The organism is Chryseobacterium sp. JM1 (assembly GCF_000737715.1).
In the GTDB taxonomy this organism is placed as follows: domain Bacteria; phylum Bacteroidota; class Bacteroidia; order Flavobacteriales; family Weeksellaceae; genus Chryseobacterium.
In genome coordinates this window covers 50,402-73,549 of the sequence record NZ_JPRN01000003.1, presented here as the reverse complement: position 1 = coordinate 73,549, position 23,148 = coordinate 50,402, and the positions used below count along the sequence as shown (strand labels likewise).

General features: G+C 42.2%; 13 protein-coding genes. 6 read left to right on the top strand and 7 right to left on the bottom strand.

Annotation, left to right across the window (positions count from 1 at the left end; genetic code table 11):
* Positions 1 to 413 precede the first annotated feature (413 nt).
* On the top strand, positions 414 to 965 hold the full coding sequence (locus IW22_RS05485; protein ID WP_034724879.1) for a hypothetical protein: 552 nt from the start codon (positions 414 to 416) through the stop codon (positions 963 to 965).
* Positions 966 to 1,102: 137 nt separating this feature from the next.
* Here IW22_RS05485 and IW22_RS05480 read toward each other — a convergent pair whose 3' ends face one another.
* From IW22_RS05480 to IW22_RS05470, 3 genes are read right to left on the bottom strand one after another with little or no spacing between them, the layout of a single operon-like run.
* Entirely contained in the window at positions 1,103 to 1,339 is a 237-nt protein-coding gene (locus IW22_RS05480) for a hypothetical protein (protein WP_034724877.1), read from the bottom strand.
* A 47-nt stretch (positions 1,340 to 1,386) separates the two neighbouring features.
* Complete coding sequence (locus IW22_RS05475) at positions 1,387 to 2,070, bottom strand: hypothetical protein (protein WP_034724874.1); 684 nt, start codon at positions 2,068 to 2,070, stop codon at positions 1,387 to 1,389.
* Between the two features lie 12 nt (positions 2,071 to 2,082).
* The gene (locus tag IW22_RS05470) at positions 2,083 to 2,733 is read right to left on the bottom strand and encodes a hypothetical protein (protein ID WP_034724872.1); all 651 of its coding nucleotides are present in this window, start codon (positions 2,731 to 2,733) and stop codon (positions 2,083 to 2,085) included.
* Positions 2,734 to 2,938: 205 nt separating this feature from the next.
* Here IW22_RS05470 and IW22_RS24325 point away from each other — a divergent pair, with 205 nt between their 5' ends.
* A complete protein-coding gene (locus IW22_RS24325; protein WP_165571866.1) occupies positions 2,939 to 3,103 on the top strand; it encodes a hypothetical protein in 165 nt (54 codons plus the stop codon).
* A gap of 388 nt (positions 3,104 to 3,491) precedes the next feature.
* On the opposite strand, the gene IW22_RS05465 is transcribed toward IW22_RS24325, so the two are convergent.
* The 4 genes from IW22_RS05465 to IW22_RS05450 all read right to left on the bottom strand — a co-directional run bounded on the left by IW22_RS05465 (position 3,492) and on the right by IW22_RS05450 (position 16,164).
* Positions 3,492 to 3,902 (bottom strand): 5-fold beta-flower protein, encoded by a 411-nt coding sequence (locus IW22_RS05465; RefSeq protein ID WP_034724870.1) that lies wholly within the window; start codon positions 3,900 to 3,902, stop codon positions 3,492 to 3,494.
* A gap of 140 nt (positions 3,903 to 4,042) precedes the next feature.
* Positions 4,043 to 7,621: a T9SS type A sorting domain-containing protein gene (locus IW22_RS05460; RefSeq protein WP_034724868.1), complete on the bottom strand. Its 3,579-nt coding sequence runs from the start codon at positions 7,619 to 7,621 to the stop codon at positions 4,043 to 4,045.
* Between the two features lie 151 nt (positions 7,622 to 7,772).
* Complete coding sequence (locus IW22_RS05455) at positions 7,773 to 14,969, bottom strand: fibronectin type III domain-containing protein (RefSeq protein ID WP_034724866.1); 7,197 nt, start codon at positions 14,967 to 14,969, stop codon at positions 7,773 to 7,775.
* 19 nt (positions 14,970 to 14,988) lie between these two features.
* Positions 14,989 to 16,164 (bottom strand): hypothetical protein, encoded by a 1,176-nt coding sequence (locus tag IW22_RS05450; protein WP_034724864.1) that lies wholly within the window; start codon positions 16,162 to 16,164, stop codon positions 14,989 to 14,991.
* Between the two features lie 1,149 nt (positions 16,165 to 17,313).
* Here IW22_RS05450 and IW22_RS05445 point away from each other — a divergent pair.
* The 4 genes from IW22_RS05445 to IW22_RS05430 are packed head-to-tail and all read left to right on the top strand — an operon-like array spanning position 17,314 to position 23,141.
* On the top strand, positions 17,314 to 17,664 hold the full coding sequence (locus IW22_RS05445) for a hypothetical protein (RefSeq protein WP_034724863.1): 351 nt from the start codon (positions 17,314 to 17,316) through the stop codon (positions 17,662 to 17,664).
* Positions 17,630 to 18,046, top strand: a complete 417-nt coding sequence (locus IW22_RS05440; protein WP_131401694.1) for a hypothetical protein — start codon at positions 17,630 to 17,632, stop codon at positions 18,044 to 18,046. The genes IW22_RS05445 and IW22_RS05440 overlap by 35 nt, the downstream gene beginning before the upstream one ends.
* Positions 18,047 to 18,087: 41 nt before the next feature.
* Positions 18,088 to 21,741 carry a hypothetical protein gene (locus IW22_RS05435; protein ID WP_034724859.1) on the top strand — a complete coding sequence of 1,218 codons (3,654 nt, stop codon included), beginning with the start codon at positions 18,088 to 18,090 and terminating at the stop codon, positions 21,739 to 21,741.
* Between the two features lie 32 nt (positions 21,742 to 21,773).
* Positions 21,774 to 23,141 carry a hypothetical protein gene (locus IW22_RS05430; RefSeq protein ID WP_034724858.1) on the top strand — a complete coding sequence of 456 codons (1,368 nt, stop codon included), beginning with the start codon at positions 21,774 to 21,776 and terminating at the stop codon, positions 23,139 to 23,141.
* Positions 23,142 to 23,148: the final 7 nt, after the last annotated feature.

The following is a 23,148-nucleotide window of genomic DNA, read 5'->3' as shown; positions in this document are numbered from 1 at the left end:
AAAACATTCAAAGATTAACAAACCCCCAATACAAAGCCTGTAGACCCCTTTCAAAGGGTCCGGGGTACTTCCCCAACCCTCCGGAGACTCTTCTCAACGACCGAGAGCCCCTTACCCAACCGGTTCTACCCCCTTGGGTAAGGGGGTAGAACCAGTTATAGAACAGGGGCCCGGATGCTTATAAAACGGGCTTTAGACCGTTATTTACAGGGTTATTGTCCCTTATCATACTCCCCTAAGGAGGTTATGAAACGGGGTGCAGGAATATTTCGCGCTCTACGGTTTCGTTCTTCCAACGACAACAAAGTCTGCCGTACCAGTCAACCGTACATCTAACAGCCCAAACAATACGATAAAAAGATTCATATATTTTTTTTACAATCATAATTTTCTCTAACATTGCAAAAAAAACCATGAAAAACTCAAAACTAGTTTTAGCAGCAGCTTTAATGCTGTTCTCCGCAGTGAATGTAATGGCACAAAAAAAGAAATCAGCAACTCCGTCAAAACGCGGGCCGATGGAAATGCCTAAAGATGCTGAAGTTCAGGTGATGGCCGGAGGCGAGAAAGCCATAAGCTATTATTATAAGACCAACGATCGGGTTACCTTTACCTATGATGCCAGCTATAAAAATGCAGATGTATACATTACGGAAGACGGTACCAAAAAATTAATGTACAAAGCCAAACTGGATGGTACAGGTGTTGATACCCAGCTAAAAGCACGAATCTATCATTATAAAATATACAGTTTAGACCGTAAAACCCTTTTATTCACCTACGAAACTGAAACAGCAGTTACCAGCTTAGTAAAAATGATTGCTGTATCTCCGGCAAAAACCTCTACCATTCTGGATTTCTCCCAGGCATTCGGCCCTGATGAATATACGATAGGTAAAACAGAAACGTTTGAGAAGTTTCCCATCTTTTTATATTATTCAATATTTAATGCGCCTAAAAAGTAGCTGAATTATTTAAAAAACATACATACAATCTCTGAATTCTCCTGACTTTGGAGATTGTCTTTTTTATCCTTGGCAAGAATAACAGTACAGAAGCAAGGGCCCACACGGGGATGGAATACATAATCATTCAATTCTTATTACCTCCAGGAATTCATTTCATAGTTTGAAAAGTTCACCTTCATATCTTCTATCCTGTCTTCAAGGGCTTTGATGCCAGTATGCCTGTATTTTTCCTTCTCAGATTCGTTCAGGGTATATACGATATCGAATCCTGGGGCTGGTTTGGCAATAGGGACAGACAGTACAATACGGCTGTCCTCTTCATAAATATAATATTGCCATTCTTTTTGTTCGAGTAATTTCTTTTCGTTCATACTTTTAGTTGATTTTGAATACATCATTTGGTATTGGTTCAGGATAACTACTCTTTTGACACAGCATAATAACAGATCCCTTCTAAAAACAGCAGATATCTTCCCGGCTGATACTCTCCGTAGGAAAACAGATAGATGTTCTCATTTTTCTTTACATAATGGATTTCCAGTCCGTCTTCAGAGAGATACTTTTCAATAAAGCTGTTAACCACACTGAACGTGTTTTCTTTCATGATGATATTAAAACTTCTCTCCCCTATTTCTTTTTTTAATTCCCGTAATGGATGGTTGTAAAAATCCATCAGTTTGAACGTTTGATTTTCAATTGCAAAAACATGTTTGAGCGCTTTTTCTTCCTCTCCGTCAAATAATTTCCGCCTGATCATTTCAATGTTTTCCATCATAACAGGATATAATGCTATACCCCAAACGATATCCTGCAGCATTTTCGCATAGTCTGTATTGGCTTCTTCACCAAGAAAATTCCTTACAACCATAATGGCCATTGGATATTTCTGATACGCTTCATCTTCCGTATAAATTGTATGTTCATCAATCACTGTTTTTTTTATATCCATCAATTGACGGTAAAAAGAAATATTCATGGAATTATCGGGAAATTGTTCGTATTCTTCTTTGGCCTGCGCTAAAGCTTTTTCAACGATTTCACGGTAGTATTTTTTCGTTAACCGATCTTCCAAATCTATATAAATTGAGGTGTTCTTATCCATTGAAGCTTTGTTTTAGATAGATACATTGGGATTATTTTTCTCTGCTTCATCCATATTATAGGCAATTCTGTTATCCTTGCTTATTAATGGCCTAAAAATATCCCTATATACATTGAATCTGCTTTTGTCATAATGAACCAGCACCGGAAACAACTGACTGGCCTGGTAATACCTTTTGTTTTCTAAAGCAGTTCGCATGGCCTGTTCTATTTCTGTTAAAAGGGGCCCGCAATCTTTCTTTAATAGAAAATCCTTCAGGTTAGATTCAAAAAACTGCTCACCATACAGAAGTAAAAACTGTTTGATATAAGGAAATAATTCCTGTTCATTTTTTCCATTGAACGTTGAAACATACAATGCGTTGGTAATGATATCATAAACATTATCCTGATTATGGAGTCTGTGGGGTTCAAAACTTTCTTTGTCGTCCCATTTTTCAACAATGAAACGGTCAAGGAGTTCAAATCCTTCCGGAATGGACCACGCCAGTAGAATAAGCATAGCCTGATAAGCCATATACCGGTCTTCATGGTGAAGAAGATGCTTTAATTTTTTAATCCTGTCAAAATCTTTTTTTTCAAGGAGTTGTACTTCGCTTAAATCGTATCTTTCGTATCCTTCCTCATTATAGTAATAAAGGATTTCATGGAGTTCATTATTCATTTAATCATTTTTTATGAGTGGATTGAACAGTACAGGGAATGTTCAATTCAATATTTTAAAAATACAAACTTTCTTTTTGATATGGAATTTGTTTACAGATTTCTAAATTTTTCAAACACAATAAAATTGATAATAGAAAAGACAAAATGACGATACCGGTATGTCTACGATTTGCTTTTGTCAATTATTTTCACTATCTTGTAGTATGAAAAAAAGTGAAAATCAAGGGAGTATAACCCATGCAGGTAGAATGAATGAACGAACAAAAGCATTGGAAGTTCTTGAAAAAGCCAAGCAAACACAAGGGAAAATTACCTTTCTAAGAAAAGGTGCCGGGAAAAATTTCAAGCCAAAAACTGAGGAGTCGTAAATCGAAACTGATTGAATTGATATCTTCAAAGAGTAGTATATTGTCGAAGAATTCGAAATTAAGATACTGGAGCTCGTAAAATAAAAACAGATCCGCACCGGCGGGCATAACGCAAATAAGCGGGATGGATGTTGATAGGATCCTGAATAGGTCAATTGACACTCGTAACGTATTTCTTCAGCGTATGATTATGCTGCCAAAATAAAACCCCTGCGTTAACAGGGGTTATTTTTATCTATAGGTGGCGCAATAATAAACTTCATCTGAACTGTCGTAATTATGCATCTTTCGTATTAAGACTGTTTCTGCCTCTGAGTCGCAATCATATTCTCTATGCCATTCTTTACCTTAGTATTTATAATCTCAATAGAGGTTTTAAAGCGGTGCTTTAATCTAATTTAAAAAAGAAATACACGACCGCTGCCCACTCTTTTTTAATTCCTCTGGCATAGCCAATCGTGCTTCGGCTGCTGTTTTCTACCGTCCCATCGTCTTTGATATACCCAATGGTTGAACGGCTGCTGTTCTCTATAGTCCCGTCTTTTTTAACGTAACCTACGGTAGAACGGCTTTTGTTTTCAATCGTCCCATCGCTTTTGATATAACCGATGGTTGAGCGGCTTTTATTCTCGATGGTTCCGTCCGACTTGATGTATCCTACTGTGGAACGGCTGCTGTTTTCAATGGTTCCGTCCGATTTGATGTAGCCCGTTGTACTGCGGCTCCCCGATTCGATGGTTTGTGCACTTGCCATAAAAAGGCTGAAGAGAAGAAAACCAATGACTCCTGTTTTTTTCATGATTTTAAAATGTAATGGGTTATTATTTTGTTTTTTTGATATCTTAAAAATAACGATTCGTTTTAAAAAAACAGCGTCACTTAAAAGATAAGTGACGCTATTTTTTATAGATCATTCTTCCGCACTTTCATTGATCATGCTTATCGCTTGATCACTTTCACCGTTTTTACGAAGTTATTCACTGCATTTACTTTCATCTGATACACTCCTGATGGGAAAGCAGAAACATCAATGGTTCCTTTAGTGTCATTGATCGCTTTAGTAAGCACCTGCTGACCCGCCATATTGTAAACCGTAACGGAAAGTATCTTCTGATCAAAAGAAACCGTCAGAATATCACTTACCGGATTCGGGAATACTTTCAGCTGATCTTTCTGCGTTATAACTTCATCAGTTCTTAAAACAGCACCTGATGTGCAACCGATAGGAGAAAAAATTCTTTTTCGAATAAGGGTACCATCTCCGAGCTGGTTCTTTCTATTATCGCCGCTACCTGACAAAAATCCGCTGTTACTGATAACGAATAAATTATTACTTCCTGCTGCTACCGTTTTTCTGTCGGTAGCTGTCCCAATAAGCACGGGGGATAGTCTCGAGATGCCTGTACCGTCTCCTATTTCTCCCACCTCATTACTTCCCCAAGACCATAGCGTTCCGTCTGTTTTGATAGCTACCCCATTAAAGCGCCCAATATCAAAACTTTTCCAATCGGTGGCTGTTCCTACCTGACCCGGTGATGTTCTGGAACTTTTGGATCCGTTCCCCAGTTGCCCGGATAAATTATCTCCCCAGGTCCAAATAGTTCCATCTGTTTTCATAGCCATAGAGTGATCTCCGGCAGCATCAATACTTTTCCAGTTTGTCGCCGTTGTTATTCTTACCGGCGTTGTTTTACTGGTTGTATTTTCGTTTCCTAACTGTCCGTCATAATTCTTACCCCAGGCCCACAGGGTTCCGTCTGTTTTTATTCCCAAAGCATGATCGCTTCCGGCAGCAATACTTCGCCAGTCTGCGGCAGTTCCTACCTGTGTGGGTATAGTTCTGCTGTAGGTAGTTCCGTCTCCGTAATTACCATAGGTATTATGTCCCCATGCCCATAATGTTCCATTGGCTTTTATGGCTAATGTATAATTATTTCCAATGGTAACACCTACCCAGTCGTTTGCCGATCCTATTTTCAACGGAGTTGTTCTGTTGTTGGTAGTTCCGTCTCCCAACTGTCCAAATTGGTTACTACCCCACGCCCATAGCGTTCCGTCTGTTTTAATAACCACTGTATGATTATATGCGGTAGCTATTTTCCAGACCCCTGAAATGGCTATAGGTGTTGGAGTTGCTCTATTGGTCGTAGTCCCATCTCCCAATTGTCCGTCTTCATTAATTCCCCATGCCCATAATGTTCCGTCTGTTTTCGTTGCTAAAGTATAGTCATTTCCTGAACTTACAATGTTCCAGCAGCCTGTACCGCCGGAAAGTGTGGTAAAGGTACCACCCGGAATCCAACTGGTCTGGCTGGTTGCACAATGAGCTGCGACCCAGTAATAGTAAGTAGTCCCTGGCAACAGATTATTCAAATTGACGGTTGTAGAAGTCGTGGTTTCATCGATACCTCCAACAATTGGGTTGGTGCTGTATGCATACAGATATCCATTAGCTGGCGCCGGTGTTGGTGCAGTCCAGTTAAGGGTAGCCGACCCCGAAGTAATATTAGTGGCAGAAAGCTGCGTTGGAACAGCACAGTTTGAAGGACAAGCTATAGATGTAAGTGTGTTTTTTTCAACAAAGGTACCATCACCCAGCTGGCCATTGGTGTTAGATCCGGCAACTCTTAAAGATCCGGAAAAAGTGAGGTTAAGAAAATGCGAGGATCCGCTGGAAATCATCATATTGTCTGTAGTGGAGCCCAATTGTGTTGGTGATATAATGTCCGTTGGCCCGCTTCCAAACATTCCAGAGGAATTGCTCCCCCATCCCCAGAGTGTTCCCCCTGCTCTTATTCCCTCAGAATGTCCCCATCCTGCAGAGATACGGATCCAATTGCTTCCTGTTCCGATTTGGGTTGGAACTCTTTTAGCAACTGTGGTTCCGTCTCCCACCTGGCCTGATTCGTTGGATCCCCAGCCCCAAAGAGTTCCGGTAGATTTTAGAGCTAATGTATGGGTACCTGCTGCAACTACCTTCAGCCAGTTCGTAGCAGTTCCTACCTGTTTTGGAGAAACATCATAGATCGTAGTTGTGGTAGTTCCGTTCCCTAATTCTCCGTTGGCATTTCTCCCCCAGCTCCATAGGGTTCCGTCTGTTTTGATACCTACGGAATAATAGTCTCCGGCAGATATTTTATCCCAATTGATACCGTTTCCTACTTTGAACGGAATATGCCGATCTATTTTGGATCCATCTCCTAACTGCCCGTATAAATTCCTCCCCCAAGACCAGAGGGTTCCGTCTGTTTTAAGGGCTAATGTATGGGAATCTCCGGCACTAAGAGTTTTCCAATTGGTTGCTGTTCCTATTTTGACCGGAGTAGTCCTGATGATCGTCGTATTATCTCCCAACTGTCCATATCGGTTCGCTCCCCAGGCCCATAAAGTTCCATCGGTTTTAATGGCCACTGTATGGTCATATCCGGTACTTACTGTTTTCCAGTCGCTTGCTGTTCCCACCTGCATCGGAGCATTTCTTCGAATAACTCCTGCGTCTCCAAGCTGGCTGGAAGAATTACTCCCCCATACCCATAGGGTACCGTCTGTTTTGATACCTGTGGAATAATTTTGTCCGGCACTGATCATTTGCCAGCAGCCTGTTGCGTTTTGAGGAACCGCTTTCACGAGTCCCTGCTGTGTATATCCTATCCAGATCGTATTGTTGTTCTGGGTTTTCACAACGTTGAGTGTATTATTGGGAAGGCCGGCACCGTTCGCGGTGTAGGTAACGCAATCACTGAAGTTTTGCAATCCGCTTCCTCCATAGCCAATCCATACTTCATTGTTGCTATCTACATCAAGGGTATTTATTGAAGTATTGGCCACGCAAGAACTTCCTATAGAATACGTGTTGAGTAAAGTTCCCGCAGTAGAGTATGTAAGCATACCGCTGTTGGTATCAACATACACGATATTATTATCAATTTTCACTACTTTTTCGGCATCCTGTACGATGAAATTAAAATTGGTTCCATTATATTTATACAAAGCTCCATTATTGGTCACCCAAACTCCATTGTTGCTGTCCATCTTTAGTGAGTTGATATTGGGGAATGAAGAATCCGTAGTCCATGTGGTTCCATTAAATTTAGTAAGCCCGTCTGTTGTGATCACCCACAAATTATTGGCTGTGTCTACAGCAATATTTTTAATTGCATTGCTGGGAAGTCCGGAATTGGCGGTGGTGTAGTTCGTCCATGTCGTTCCGTTAAATAAGATAATCCCATTGTTCTGGGTGGCCATCCATTTTCTCCCTAAACCATCAATTTCTATTTCTTTGACAGCATTGGATGCAATGCCGGAATTACCTGTGTTGTAATTGGTAAAAGCAGTTCCGTTGAATGTTGAAATTCCATTGTTGGTGGCTATCCACAGCAAGCCGGTATTATCAATCTTAATATCACTGATGTTGTTGCTGCTTATTCCCGAATTTGAAGTATTGTACACTGTATACGTAAATTGTGCAGAGACTATACCGGAAAGGAAAATGAGCCATAAAAAGTACATTCTTCTCATCTTAATTTTTTCTTTTAGTAGTTTTTTTGAATTGTAGTGTTTATTTTTTAAGATCAATGACAAGCCCACTAAGGTTTAACCGATTTCTTTCTAATTTTTCAGTGAATAAAACCATCACCAAACCTTAGCGGTTGTCATCAAATTTTAAGGTTTATCTTTTAATTATTTTTACTGTTTTCGTAAAGTCATTAGCTGCACTTACTTTCAACAGGTAAACTCCTGAAGGGAAAGCAGATACATCAATGGTTCCTTTAGTATCGTTGATCGCTTTAGTAAGTACCTGTTGTCCCGCCGCACTGTAAACCGTAACGGAAAGAATCTTTTGATCAAAAGAAACCGTCAGGATATCACGTACAGGATTCGGGTAAACTTTCAGCTGATCCGTCTGTGTTGAAACCTCATCAGTCCTTAAAACAATACCTGTAGGACAGCTAATAGGAACCAATATTTTCCTTTGAATATTGGTACCGTCTCCAACCTGACCATAGTTATTAATTCCACAGCTTGATAAGAACCCACTGCTATTGATAACAAGCGTATTAGCTGATCCTGCTGCAATAGTTTGCCTATCAGCAGATGATCCTATAAGTGTAGGTGCATATTTATTGGTTAATGTTCCGTCTCCTAACTGTCCATAATTATTATTCCCCCATGTCCAAAGCGTTCCATCAGTTTTGATGGCAGTAGAAGAACTATTACGGCCAGCATCTATACTGCGCCAATTTGTTGCTGTCCCGATTTGTGTCGGAATGTTGGTTGAACCTGTAGATGTAGCTCCATTTCCAAGCTCCCCAATGAAATTGCTTCCCCAGGTCCACAGTGTTCCATCAGTTTTTATCCCTACCGAATGACTATGTCCTCCATCAACATTTCTCCAATTCGTAGCCATTCCAATTTTAACAGGCACAGTTTTATTGGTCCCGGTTCCATCACCTAGCTGGCCATATCCGTTATATCCCCAACCCCAGAGTGTTCCGTTTGTTTGTATGGCGAAACTATATTCTGCTCCTGCTGCGACACTTTGCCAGTCCGTTAATGTTCCAATCTGTATAGGCACAGTTTTATTGGTAGTTGTACCATCACCTAATTGTCCCCAAATATTACGTCCCCAAGCCCAAAGTGTTCCATTTGATTTTAGAGCTATCGTATGATTGGAACCAGAGGCAATACTAACCCAATCCGTTGATGTTCCTATTTGCGTTGGGGTAAGTCGTCGTACTGTTGTTCCATCGCCTATTTGTCCATAATCATTATTACCCCATGCCCATAATGTACCGTCTGTTTTTATTCCTACTGAATGGTGAAATCCGACAGCAGTTTTACTCCAATTATTTGCGGTTCCAACTTGTGTTGGGGTATTTTTGCCAAAAATAGTCCCGTTTCCTAATTCTCCACCGAAATTATCTCCCCACGCCCATAATGTTCCGTCTGTCTTTATTCCTAACGAATGATTATCACCAGCAACAACATTTTTCCAACAGCCAGCTACAGCTGTAGGAAGTGTATTGAAGGAACCTCCTGCCGTCCAGCTACTCTGGCTGGATACGCAATTAGATGCCACCCACCAATAGTAAGTGGTATTAGGTAATAAATTGGTAAGATTGGCCGTAGTGGAAGTACTTGTTTCGTCTATCCCTCCAATAATCGAATTGGTACTGTAAAGATACTGGTAGCCTCCATTGGGAGCTGATACTGATGCTGTCCAGTTAAGGGTGGCTGTTGCAGATGTGATATTGGAAGTATACAACTGAGACGGAGGGGCACAGTTTGTAATACATGCAATAGAAACAAATGCATTCTTTTTAACAAGAGTTCCATCTCCTAACTGGCCTACTTCATTGGCGCCTGCTGCTTTCAGGAAGCCATCCGTATTTAAAGCTAATGTATAATATCCTCCTGCAGAGATTACGCTAAAATCGTTATCATTTGAAATAGAAAACGTGTTTGAATTATTGTTGGTAGTGCTATTAGCCAGCTGACCAAAATAATTATACCCACAGGCAAACATATTTCCGGTTGTCATTATTCCTACGGTATGATGTCCTCCTGCATCAACGCTTTGAACTCCATCAGAGACAAGTGTAGGTACTAATCTGTTGACATAGGTATTGTCACCAAGCTGTCCCTGGCTATTATCTCCCCATGTATACAGTATTCCATTCGCTGTTTTCGCCGCAGCATGCATAAATCCGGCAGAAACATCAGCCCAGTCAGTATTGGTTCCGATTTGCTTAGGTAAGGTTCTTTGTGTTGTTGTCCCGTCGCCCAGCTGACCATTGTTATTATATCCCCATGCCCAAAGTGTACCTCCGGTTTTTACTGCCAGAGAGAAATCAGTCCCTGCTGCAATACTTCTCCAGTCGGTTGCAGTACCTATTTGTGTAGGTACATTCTTATCTGCAGAGGTTCCATCACCTAACTGACCATACTGGTTATTTCCCCAGGCCCAAAGTGTTCCATCTGTTTTTACAGCTAGTGTTTGTCTTTTTCCAGCCGCAGCATCTGCCCAGTCGGCAGCTGTTCCGATTTGTGTTGGTGTCGTTTTATTCACAGTGGTTCCGTTTCCTAGTTGTCCCACAGAGTTATACCCCCAAGACCAAAGCGTTCCATCTGTTTTAAGTGCCACTGAATACTGAGAACCTGCAACAATTTTCTTCCAGTTGTTTGCTGTCCCTATCTGCATAGGAACATTTCTATCAGCGGTTGTTCCATCACCTAACTGGCCATACTGGTTGCTTCCCCATGCCCAAAGTGTTCCATCTGATTTGATTCCTAATGAATGCGTTTCACCGGCCATGATTTTTTGCCAGCAACCTGCCGGAGGGAGCGTAGTGAAAGATCCTCCCTGTACCCAGCTGCTTTGGCTGGATCCGCAATTGGATGCCATCCACCAATAATAGGTCGTATTAGGCATTAGATTGGTAATATCAGCTGTTGTAGCAATCGTATTTCCGTTAGGACTTCCCATTGTTGAAGAAGTTCCATAAGCATAGATATATCCTCCGGTAGGCGCTGTTGCCAGTGGTGACCAGTTAAGCGTAGCCGTTGTAGAAGTGATATTGGACGTAGATAACTGGCTTGGAGGATTACATGGAATACAAGTAATAGAAACGAATGTGTTTCTCTGAATTGTAGTACCATCACCTAATCGTCCTCCCTCGTTATTTCCAACTGCTTTTAAGTATCGATCTGTATTTAAAGCTAAAGTATGGAATGCTCCTGCAGAAACCACACTATAATCGCTGTCGTTTCCAATGGCAAGCCAGTTCGGGTTATTAGTCGTTGTGTTATTCCCCAACTGACCATAATTATTGGCTCCGCAGGCATATAGTTTTCCGTATGTAGTTACGGCTACTGTATGATATGCTCCTGCAGCAATACTTTTGATTTCACCAACTATACCTATCGGTGTCAAACTGTTTGTATAGGTACTATTACCAAGCTGCCCTTTGTCATTTCGTCCCCAGGTATAAATTGCTCCACCTGTGCTGAGTGCTGCAGAATGGGTATATCCTGCTACAACAGTTGTCCAGTTAGTTGTTGTTGCTATTTGTGTAGGCAGAATTCTATCGGTGGTTGTACCATCACCCAGCTGTCCGTAATTGTTCAAGCCCCATGCCCAAAGTGTATTGTTGGTTCTTATTCCCAGAGAAAAGTTATCTCCTCCTGCAATACTTTTCCAGTTCGTTGCTGTTCCTATTTGCGTAGGTAATGTTTTATTTAAAATAGTCCCGTCACCTAATTGTCCGTTTCCATTATTTCCCCAGCCCCAAAGGGTACCATTATTTTTTACGGCTAAAGTATGGTTCACCCCGCTGCCAATATCTGCCCAGTCGGTAGCTGTTCCTATCTGCGTAGGTACATTGGTATTAGCGGTAGTTCCGTTTCCTAACTGACCTACTGAGTTGTAACCCCATGCCCATAGCGTTCCATTAGTTCTCAATCCAATTGAATACTGAGCACCTATCACAATTTTTTTCCAGTTCGTTGCTGTTCCTATTTGCGTTGGAGCGTGTCTGTCGGTATTTGTTCCATCACCTAACTGTCCATCGCTATTAGTTCCCCAGGCCCAAAGTGTTCCATCTGACTTTATCCCGGCAGAATGCGTACTGCCTGAAGCAATACTTTGCCAGCAGCCCGTAGGAGGAAGTGTCGTAAACGTTCCTCCCGGTACCCAATCACTTTGAGTGGATCCGCAATGAGACGCTACCCACCAATAATACGTGGTACTTGGCAATAAATTTATTGCATTGGCTGTTGTAGAAATAGTTGTATTATTAGTATGACTGGCACTTCCAACATATGATGAAGTACCATATTTGTACATATATCCTCCGGCAGGTACTGTTGCTGGTGCAGACCAGTTAAGCGTAGCCGTTATAGAAGTAATATTGGAAGTAGACAACTGGCTTGGAACAGGACAGTTTACAGGGCAAGCAATGCTTATCGGTGTGGAAGAACCAGCCTGAAATCCATTTGTACCATTACCCAACTGACCATGACTATTGTAGCCCCATGCATACACAGACCCGTCCGTTTTTAAAGCCAGTGAATGGTAACTTCCTGCTGAGATACTATACCAGTTACTATCTGCTCCGATACGTTTTGGTGCAGTCCTATTCGTGGTAGTTCCGTCCCCTAATTGTTCGTAATCATTTTTACCCCAAGCCCAAAGTGAACCATCGGTTTTAATAGCCAATGAGTGTTCTGTATAGCCATCGATACTTTTCCAATTGGTATCTGTACCAATTTGTGTAGGTACATTTTTATTAGTGGTAGTTCCATCACCTAACTGTCCGTAAACATTACTTCCCCAGGTCCACAAAGTTCCATCCGTCTTTATTGCTATAGAATACTGTAAACCTGCAACAGCTGCTTTCCAGTTGGTATCTGTCCCTATTTGTGTAGGTACGAGCCCATTGGTCGTATTCCCGTTACCTAACTGCCCACTATCATTATTACCCCAGGTCCATAGCGTGCCATCTGTTTTCAAAGCTATGATATGCTGACCTGTTGCTGATATCGTGGCCCAGTCTGTTGCTGTACCAATTTGTACAGGAGCCGATTTACTGATTACAGTTCCGTCTCCTAAAGACCCTTTGCTGTTACCACCCCATGCCCATAGTGTACCATCGGTTTTCAGAGCTAGTGTCGTTTCAAATCCTGCTGCTATAGTCTTCCAGTCTGTAGCTGTACCCACTTGTTTAGGGATAAAGATAGCCGTAGTATTGCCATACCCCAATTGACCGGAATTATTGAATCCCCATGTCCAGATCGTACCATCTTTTCTTAAAGCAGCCGCATGCTGTCCCGCTGAGATGATATTTTTCCAGTTGCTGACGCTTCCGATTCTTTTTGGCATATTATAATCCACATTTACATCTTCGCCAAGAGTTCCTCCTGCTCCCCAGGCCCAAAGGGTGCCATCGGGTTTAATGGAAAAACTACGGAAACCTCCGGCCTGTATTTCATCAAAACAGCCTGAGAAAGGAAGTGTCGTAAATGATCCTCCCGGTACCCAACTGCTTTGGCTGGATCCGCACTTAGATGCAACCCACCAATAATATGTAGTGGAAGGCGATAAGTTGGTTAAACTTGCTATGTTAGAAACTACAGTACCATTGGAACTACCCACAGTTGAAGCAGTACCATAGGCATATACATACCCTCCACCAGGTGCCGGTGTTGCCGGGAACCAATTAAGAGTAGCTGCCGTGGAAGTGATATTGGAAGTATACAACTGGCTGGGAGGCGTACAGTTTGAAGTACACGCAATAGAAGTGATGGTAAATTTTGAAGAGGTAGTCCCATCACCTAATTGACCATTATAATTACTTCCGGATGCTTTCAGGAAACCATCATTATCCAAAGCAAAAGTATAGTACCCTGACATAGATGTACTCACCTGTTTATAATTGGTAGCAGATCCTACCGTAATCCAGTTCTTTTTATCAATACCGGTACCATCACCAAGCTGACCATACTCATTGGCACCGGAAGCAATTAAAGTTCCGGTTGTTGTTACCGCTAAGGTTTGATAATATCCTGCAGAAACACTTTGAATGCCACTTCGTACAAGGGTTAATGTTGATCGGTCTGTAATGGTATTATCCCCAAGTTGTCCTTTGTGATTTCTTCCCCAGGTATAAAGTTGCCCATTAGTATTTACTACTGCAGCGTGGGTGTATCCGGCTGAAATACTTGCCCAGTTTGTAGCTGTTCCTATTTGTGTAGGTACCATTATGAATGATGCAGTACCGCTACTCAGCATTCCATAAACATTTACACCCCAGCCCCAAAGCGTACCGTCAGTTTTTAATCCAAGAGAAAAATCCTCTCCTAATGATATACTTTTCCAATTGGTTGCTGTTCCGATTTGTGTGGGTGTATTCCTGTTGGTATAGGTTCCATCACCTAGATGAGCGCCCGTATTACGGCCCCAGCCCCAAAGTGTTCCGTTTGCTTTTATAGCCATTGTATGACTAATTCCGGCAGCAATATCTGCCCAGTCGCTATCTGTTCCTATTTTTGTAGGTGTGTTTCTAGAGATTGTGGTTCCATCTCCCAGCTGGCCTACCGGGTTCTCCCCCCAGGTCCATAGCGTTCCGTCGGTCTTTATAGCCACTGTATAGCTTAATCCGGTAACCACTTTTTTCCAATTATTGGCTGTACCTATCTGGACTGAAACATTTCGTTGAATATTAGTTCCATCACCCAGTTGTCCATAACCATTTTGACCCCAGGTCCAAAGTGTGCCATCTGTTTTTACTCCAACAGAATGACTTCCTCCTGCAGTGACGCTCTTCCAACAACCTGCCGGACCTGCGGATTGTACCTCAATAACGTTTTTGAAAACAGGTCCCCAGGTCCCGTTAGTATCTTTCACACGGATATTAAATGTATGCAATCCAATGGATGGTAGGGTAATTCCTGTCTTTACGATTTGCTCATAAGCCCTGTCAAAATTACCATCTGCAGCCAGAACTGCTGTTCCGTTTCCTGCTCCCGGATCGGTATCCCAGAAATATTCGGCTTGTGAAAGAGCCAGTAAGGGAGAGGTCTGAGTTTGCTGAACATTAATGACATTGGTAAAAACAGGTCCCCAAACTCCAGTATTGTCTTTAATACGGATATTAAGTTTATGCAAACCATTACCTGGTGTAGCAATCCCCGTTTTGGTCAGTTGTTCAAAAGCACTGTTGAAATTCCCATCCGCAGCTAAAACGGCAGTTCCGTTTCCTGTACCCGGATCGGTATCCCAAAAATACTCAGCCTGACTTACGTACATCTGTGCCGGGCACAACATGATCATAAGCAAAGCGATGATACTATAGATATATTTATTCATATTGTTCTATCATTAAGAATTATTTGGAAAAACCTGAACCGGTGATGTTCAAAGTTCCACTGCTGATGGTTCTTGGAGTTACCAGATAGTTCACCTGAGGCTTTCCTCCGCTGTCTGCAGGCCAGTAATTAGCCCAGCTGTTGGAACCTCCATAATGCCCGGCATCGTTTCTGGTTAAGTCTAAATCGGTATAGCTTACGTCAGGATTTCCAGCATCTGCATTCATTCCACTTATGGTGTAATCTGTATTGTTGAAGTTCATATTGACAGATCCTGAATTGTTACTTTGGCTCATATTTCCTTCTGTTACAAATGAGTTGGTAAATACATTATAAGAAGCTGTCACAGTAGCATTATTATTGTTTTTAATACAAACATTGGTTGTTCCTACCACAAAAGAAGCCGCATTGTTCATGATGGCAATATTTCCGGTGTTTCCATTATTTAAGTTGATGAAAAATGGTGCTACATCACCGCCATTAGGATCATAGATGGTATTGTTAATGATTTCGTTGCTGCTACCTGTTTTAATAGCATACACAAATACCCCGCGACAAAAATTATTGTAGAATTTAAAATTATAATTAGACTGTGAGTGCGTTAATCCAAAATCAGATTTATTTCCAAACACTTCTATATCTGTGGTTGCAGGAACTGTATCTGTTGTGGTAGAGTTGGCAGAAATCGACTGTGCTTTATTAGCTGTAATTCTTCCATGGGAAAAACTAATCCCTCCCGACACTGTAGAACCCGAAATATTCGTGGTGGTATTGGCTTGGTTGGTATTTACATTATTTAAATAACAGTTATAAAGGTTTATCGTAGTTCTTCCACCAGTTGACGGTCCACTTGCCACAACGTTGTAGATGGTAAAGTTCCCTGAACTCAAACTACTGATATTCACCACTCTTCCTGCTGCCGGATTGATGGTGATGGTTCCCTGAATGAAATATTTATTATAACTGGTTTCAGAGACAAAAGTCAGTGATTTGTTGATCGTCAGATTTTCTACATAGGCAGTCCCGTTTGTTTTGGGCTGAATGATGATACGGTCTCCGTCTGAAGCGGCTGTAATGGCTGCACTTACGGTAGAATAAGCTCCGCCGGCTCCACCGTTTCTAACATACAGATCGGCTGCAAAAGCCATGGTCCCGGATAAACCTGTCATGGCCATGATAAGTAGTTTTTTTGTCATAATAGTAAAAAGAATAATTGGTTTAATATTAAATGGATACTTTGATTTTTAAAATACTTCAGCTGACTTATCTATTAAAAATTCTTACAAAATCAAATGAATTTATAGACAAATACAAGCTTAATCAATGAATTAACATTGATCGTGAAAATATTTTGTGGATCGGATCATACAGCATCATCACTGATACAACAGCAAACTTCCTCAAGCATCCCTAGAATTGATGCAGAATACCTGTAATGCTTTCATTACATAATATAATCTCCAGCTGACGAATGGAAATACCCGATCAGCCGTATGGGTTCAATACGACCGTGTGCTCTAGAGAAATTTAGAGGATTTACTGTGTTTTAAATTGTTGGAAACAATGAGTGGTGATGAATGAGTAAAATGAAATGCAGTGAAGTTGTGTTCATTTTCATGATAATTAGTTTTCAATGTTAGTTTTTGGTTTTTAGTTTTTTTTGAAACAACCATTATCCAGCAGGATTTTATGTTGTTGAGTGCAAAAATATATTTTTATTGTGGATCTTCAAACAGTTTATAAAAAAATAATCGCAATAATTTCATCTCTTAACGTGTATGGTACCACACTTTTAAGGATAAATTTTATATTTTTATTAATATTATTCATTCAAATAGTCCATTTATATTTAAAATAATTTTTCACTTTTAATTGTTTTTTTTTGCATTTCTCTATTTCCCATATACGATGATCGAATTGTATTTTTTACAAATTTTCAGTCTTTAAAACTATTAATCTCTAATTTGAATATAAAGAGCCTCATTCTTATAGGCGCAGTGTATACCCAATGATAATACATTGGTTACAAACAGATTAAATCCTTACGTATAAATACGCAATTCGTAATTCCGGTATTTTCACTTATCAGGGGATTATTTTATTTTCTTTACTTTGAATAGTTCTTTAATGAAGCTTGGCATCTATAAACAAAGGCGAATTTGAAAAGTCCGATGATAAAATATAACAGAGAAAGAGAGAAGACCATATAGGTTTCAGATAAGATAAAATTGAGGTTAAAAATGAAGGAGAGCTATCATGACTATAATTTAAAAATTAAGTTCTTTATCCCACACTAACATTACATTTTTTCAAAAATATTTTTTATAACCTTAAAACTAATAATTATGGCATCACAAAATCCAGTAATCAATCAAAGTGGAAACGCTAGTATTAAATCAGGTCAGTTTTGTACCTGGAACACAGCAAACGGAACAAACTCCACTATTACTATTGCTAACTCCAGCAGAAGCAACGTACTGAAATTCGCTATTTCAGGAGCACCAGGAAGCGGTATTTCTGTAGAAGACGCAGGCAATCCAAGACAAATGCTTGATGGAATCTACTCTTTAAAGCCTAACTCCCCCAACATTGTATTGACTGCTTTTGGTGATTTTGTAGGCTCTACAGTCACTATCACAAACATCACTAATGCTCAAAATGATGCTGAGGCAACTATTCAGTGCCAAACCAGCTAAGTGCAGCTATAAACTTCACTTTCAGATCCTTTTACTATTTATTCTTGGCCATACCCTGGCAATGGGTCAGGGGCTGGCCAGGTCTAAAGCTGATACCGTATCGCTTTCCCGTTTTGAATATGCACAAAAACTCACCAATAACGGAAGCGATTGTATCTGTTCGATCACCAATACCAGTCAGGCTAATATAGCGATGACCGTTTTGACCGGTGCCCCTGATACCATTCAAATGGACAATGCGGAAACTTTCAATGGTATTCATTCTTTAAGGCCCGGCCAGCAGCTCATTACTGTAGGCAACTTTGAAGGCAAGAAAATCACCGTATTAAATCTGTCACTGATGGATGTTGTGATTCTTGTTATGCTATTCTGCCCTGGTTAAGTATTCACATTATTCCATTTTGAGAACCAATACCTATTCTTATGGCACCATCCGAAACAGAGACCCTATTCAGCAATGAAAATTCAGGAAATCCTGCGCTCTATATATGTAATCAGATAGGACAGCACTGGACCGCTTTATTGCTTCCTGATGGATCTGCTTATACCGACCCTACCATCAGCCTGAAAGTGGCTGCACAGCAGCAAGTGTACTTCCTGTTCGCCAAAATAGTCCCCGCTGATGCAAAAAACTTTATTGACACCTACCGGCCTTACCTTTTTAAGTTCCGGCAGAATGTGACGGCCAATCTCACAACAGCATGGCTAACCGACCCTAACAAAACACCCTCTACCCAAAATACAACGGTCCTCAACTTCGCACAATTTGGCCCCACCGCGCCTTTTGTGGTAGGGCAACCATTTACTGTAACCATCGGCAGCGGCTTTGGTACGCTCTCCATCCAGAACAATACTGTGATGCAACTTCAACCGGACGAAGACTCTAATGCCTTACGCCTCACCTGGACACCCGGCAACCCCAATATGACCTTTGCCAACAAAGTATTCGGTACCAGCTCTCTGTTCAGAAGCGATATTACCATTCCTTTCAGCGGCCCGGGTACGGGCTCCTTCCGTTTTTTGCTGGGTCTGAATATGAACCTTGACTTTAAAGGATACGGTTTGCAAAACAACTACTACTATGGCGACAGCACAGCACCTTCTTACTTTGCTTATCCTATTCTGCAGACAGGCGTTACCAATGATTATCTCATTACCCAAACCGAAATCGATCTGCTTGATGTAGCCAATAATGACGGGCTGAATACCTATTTCGCCATCACCGGCCAAATCTACAATGTGAGTACCGGTAAGACAAGAGCAGCCAGCCTGCCCAGTTATTATGCGATTAATACCGGCTACCCTATTACCTTATGGCCCGCAGTGAACATGGTGGATTCAGGAGCACCTGTCAATAATCTTTTTCCGACAGACACTAGCGCACGCTTTGTCATATCCCCGCAGGATGCTGCAGGGATCAAATCATTTTACCTGTCGCCCGAGGGAGATTTTTACCTCGACCCAGGCGCATCACAGGCTGCTTTTGCCGATGAAAACGGACAGTACAGTTTACTGCCCGGCCTTTCCGGTACAGAAGTGGTTTCATTTACTCCCTATAAAAACAACGCCGGTACTATAACCGGTGACACGATACGTTTTACCTCAAAACAGGCTGCCTTTGCTGCCAACTTTCCCGGTCAGGAAGTATCCCTGGCCAACCCCGGCACTGATAAACCCGTACTCGACAGCATTTATCTGACAGCATGGGCCAATATCGTAGCTGCCACACCCGGCAATGTGCAGTATGCCTCACAACCTCAGGGCGCTTCTTTATACGCTAAAGATCATGGGGTGGCATCGCCTGGTAACAATATCACAGGATTTCTCGGTTTTTACGAGCCATCGGTAGATATGCCGCAAACCAATGGCTTTGCAGTACCTATGGCACCTTATCTTGGTGTAAATCCCGTACCTCCACCCAGTGCTGATGGTATTGGCACGTTTGAATCCAAAGTACTCAGTGCCGAAAGAAAAACATTGATATCTGCTGCTTTCAGTACGCCACACAGCAGTAAAAGCAAGGCCAAAAGAGCCATGGCCAAAACTGCAGCTACAGACTATACAGCCTCAACCACTCCACAGGGTCTGGTCGCTAATGTAAGCAACGATGGTAACTGGAGTTTACTGAACCTGGCACAAAATACCGTTAACAGCGGTTCGTCTGAATACCTTAACCCGGAGGGACAAACTCCGGCAACACCTCCGCAATACCAGCTCAGCCTCATTAACCTGATGCCTGAAATGCAAAGTGCTTTCCTCACCAACCAGCAATTTCTGGTAGTGACCAATAATCAGTATCTGGGCGATTTGTTTTCAACCATGAATACACCCGGCGGTGGTTCAAGCAGCCAACCTGTGTTCAACAATAAAATGTCCATTGAAGACTGGCCGTTTGATCTGAACGTAGGGACCAGTAATACCTACGCCGATTACAATAATGTATTAATTTTTAAATTCTGCAAAGGCTCCATCATCGACCGGGTAAAAAATCCCAAAGAATGGACCCAAGCTAATGCATTTAACATAGATAAAACCAACACCGATTCCGCCGCTGCTTATAACCAGTTGGTTGCAGTGTCATCCTGGCTCCAAACTTATCTGGAGGCAGCCGAAGATTCTTACAATGCAGCACTGGCCGATCCTGCTTCCGGTCAGCTGGAATATTATCAGAAGTTCCACGCCATTATCAATGATCCCAATTGGAATGGGATTCTGGCTTTAAAAGCAACAATCGATTTACAGGAATTCCCGCAACAGTTAAAAGGATTGATCAGCGGTATCAACCTTAAAAACTTCTACGCACATCATTTTGGCATAGAAGTGAACCGGGTAGATGCCAGTGGCGTGATTACCATGGATCCCGTCAGTTCGCTGTTTGGGCTGATCAATTATGTTGATCCCGCTTATGCACAGCAGATATCACAAGGACTGAACCCCAATAAACCGGTACAGCCTGCCGCCGGAGCTACTTACGATTTTAAAGTACTGTTCCTGCAAGTATTATTTGAAAATACCGCCATCAAGGACTTTGCCAGTAAGTTACAGCTCACCATGAACAATTTGTTCTCCGATAAAGTGACTGGCACCAACAATCCGTATGGTTCGAACAGTCTGAACACAGTAGTATTGAACGGTACTTATCAGGATCACAATGGTACTCCGGTCTATGTTTTCGACAATAAAGACGATAATTTGTTCTACTTTGACAGTAATCTGCTGACCAATGTAGAGATCACTAAAATACAGTTCAACACCCTCACGACAGATCCTGCAGCACTGGACATACAATCAAGATTTACGATGTGGGGCTACCTCAACTTCGATACGATGATCGCTCAGGCAACCACTGAAGATGGTTCAGACTATCCTTTGGATGCTTTTTCCTTTGGTATCGCATCGAATGATGGCACCCTGCAACGCGGACTCAATTACAGTAATCTGTATGTGAACATGGCCTTTAATCTCAATACCCCAACGGTGAGCACTTATGCTTTTGATGCTTCGCAAATCGCGTTTAACTCATCACAAAGCAATGCCAGGCTTAATAGTCTTTATCCCAATTTCGCTTTACAAATCAATAAACTGCTGAGTGGTAATGACGATTCGGCGCCATCGGGTCAGGGGTATTTAAAACTCTCCTTACCCGGCATCAATGCTACAGGAATTACTGGCGATTGGTATGGTCTGCAGATGACCCTTAATATGGGCTCACCCGGCGAGTTGGCCAGCAGCATGGGTTTTAATGCCAGTCTCCTTATCGCATGGAGTCCAGGTTCTAAAATTGCAGCTCCCGGCTATAATGCTTTTGTGGGAATAAAACTGCCCGGTACTGCCAGCAATGCCAAGCTGCTGAGTATACAGGGTGTATTGAAGCTCGCTATTGATAAACTGAGCCTGCAATATGTGGTAGACCAGCAGTCCTACCTGCTTACTCTGTCCAATATTGCTTTGAAACTGCTGGGTATCCTGAAACTGCCACCGGGCGGTAATACCGATTTCCTTTTGTTCGGTAATCCCAATCCCGGAGCTACAGCCAAAAGTCTGGGCTGGTATGCTGCCTATAACAAGAATGTATAAACCTGTTGCTATAAACCTAAAATCGATGTCTTATGGCCCGTATCTTATATTGGAACATTGAAAAGTTCGGAATCAACAAAATAAATGAACCCAGAGCCAAGCGGAAACGGGATGGAACGCTTACGATCCCTCCACCGCAGGCCGGCTACAGAAGAGAAGTGATCCGTACAACCCTTATCCAGAATACCCCCGATATTTTTGTGGTAGTAGAAACATCTACGGGCACAGGCGCTCCCGGCACGCTGATCACAGCAGGTGGGGAGACGGGTAGCCTGTTCCTGCTTCAACAGTTAAGAGCCTGGTTTCCGGCACCCAACGACTGGCGGCTTGTTCCTCCACTCAGACTGGGACAGGGTAATGTACAGGAAGGTATTTCCGTTTTTTATAACCATGCCAGTGTACAGTTTACAGGTCCTTGGGGCTGGCAGGGCGGAGCTAATCCCTCTGATTCAGTGGCTAATATCGGGGCTGGAAATCTTGTCAATTATGGAATCAACTGGACAGGCGCTCTCCCTCTGGGTAATGCACCCGGCGGGAATAACCCGATCAATCCGGGAATACCCTACCGTCACCTGGCGGGTCAATGGCAGTTCCACGGACCTGCTGTCGGAGGTATAGCCCCTGTACTGGATTTTCCGAATGCTTTTAACAGAACTCCTTTTTTAACAACATTCTGGGAACCTGCAAATGGAGGAAGAACGATCAAATTGCTTTCCTTTCATGCTTCTCCCAAAAAACAACAGTCAGCAGACGGTACCAACCAGCTTTCCTATATTCAGGAAATGACGACCAACCTTGCCGTCAATGAAGTGGGCGTGATCGTCGGAGACTTTAATGTTGATATTTTTAACACCCATTTCGAGCCTATTGCTTATGATCGGTTACTTAATAACCTTCCTGGAGGTGTAGGCTATACACGCCAGATCAACCCAACACCCAATGTCTGGCCGGACAAAGGCTACGTATGTACCATGATCAGATCACACAACAGTGCAAGACCGTGGCAGACCAACGGATATCCCGGTTACGAGTATGTGATCCAGGATACTTTCTCGAGTGTGGATAATATACTGACCCGATATGGCGGAGGAACAGCTGTTGGACCCGCCGCGAACATCACCATTGTGAACCGGGTGACCGGTACGACGTATAACCGGGATGCACCGCCGATAGTGGGCGCACCACCGGGAAGTCTGGTATACAATTCTGCTATGGCTTTGAATGCAGGAATGCCTGCGGCAGGATTACCTTCCGCTTTAGCACTTCCACCGGCAGGTCCCGGAGGACATGGCGGTTATGTTAGAGGCAACATAGGGGCTATGACCACTTTTGTTGGCTGGAACAATTACCGAAGGGTCAGAAGTACAAGTGACCATATGGGATTAATTGTAGACGTTTAACCGAATA

Bases quoted from the DNA above. Each gene is read 5' to 3' on its own strand.
- IW22_RS05485 (WP_034724879.1), top strand. From the start codon at position 414: ATGAAAAACTCAAAACTAGTTTTAGCAGCAGCTTTAATGCTGTTCTCC.
- IW22_RS05480 (WP_034724877.1), bottom strand. From the start codon at position 1,339: ATGAACGAAAAGAAATTACTCGAACAAAAAGAATGGCAATATTATATT.
- IW22_RS05475 (WP_034724874.1), bottom strand. From the start codon at position 2,070: ATGGATAAGAACACCTCAATTTATATAGATTTGGAAGATCGGTTAACG.
- IW22_RS05470 (WP_034724872.1), bottom strand. From the start codon at position 2,733: ATGAATAATGAACTCCATGAAATCCTTTATTACTATAATGAGGAAGGA.
- IW22_RS24325 (WP_165571866.1), top strand. From the start codon at position 2,939: ATGAAAAAAAGTGAAAATCAAGGGAGTATAACCCATGCAGGTAGAATG.
- IW22_RS05465 (WP_034724870.1), bottom strand. From the start codon at position 3,902: ATGAAAAAAACAGGAGTCATTGGTTTTCTTCTCTTCAGCCTTTTTATG.
- IW22_RS05460 (WP_034724868.1), bottom strand. From the start codon at position 7,621: ATGAGAAGAATGTACTTTTTATGGCTCATTTTCCTTTCCGGTATAGTC.
- IW22_RS05455 (WP_034724866.1), bottom strand. From the start codon at position 14,969: ATGAATAAATATATCTATAGTATCATCGCTTTGCTTATGATCATGTTG.
- IW22_RS05450 (WP_034724864.1), bottom strand. From the start codon at position 16,164: ATGACAAAAAAACTACTTATCATGGCCATGACAGGTTTATCCGGGACC.
- IW22_RS05445 (WP_034724863.1), top strand. From the start codon at position 17,314: ATGGCATCACAAAATCCAGTAATCAATCAAAGTGGAAACGCTAGTATT.
- IW22_RS05440 (WP_131401694.1), top strand. From the start codon at position 17,630: ATGCTGAGGCAACTATTCAGTGCCAAACCAGCTAAGTGCAGCTATAAA.
- IW22_RS05435 (WP_034724859.1), top strand. From the start codon at position 18,088: ATGGCACCATCCGAAACAGAGACCCTATTCAGCAATGAAAATTCAGGA.
- IW22_RS05430 (WP_034724858.1), top strand. From the start codon at position 21,774: ATGGCCCGTATCTTATATTGGAACATTGAAAAGTTCGGAATCAACAAA.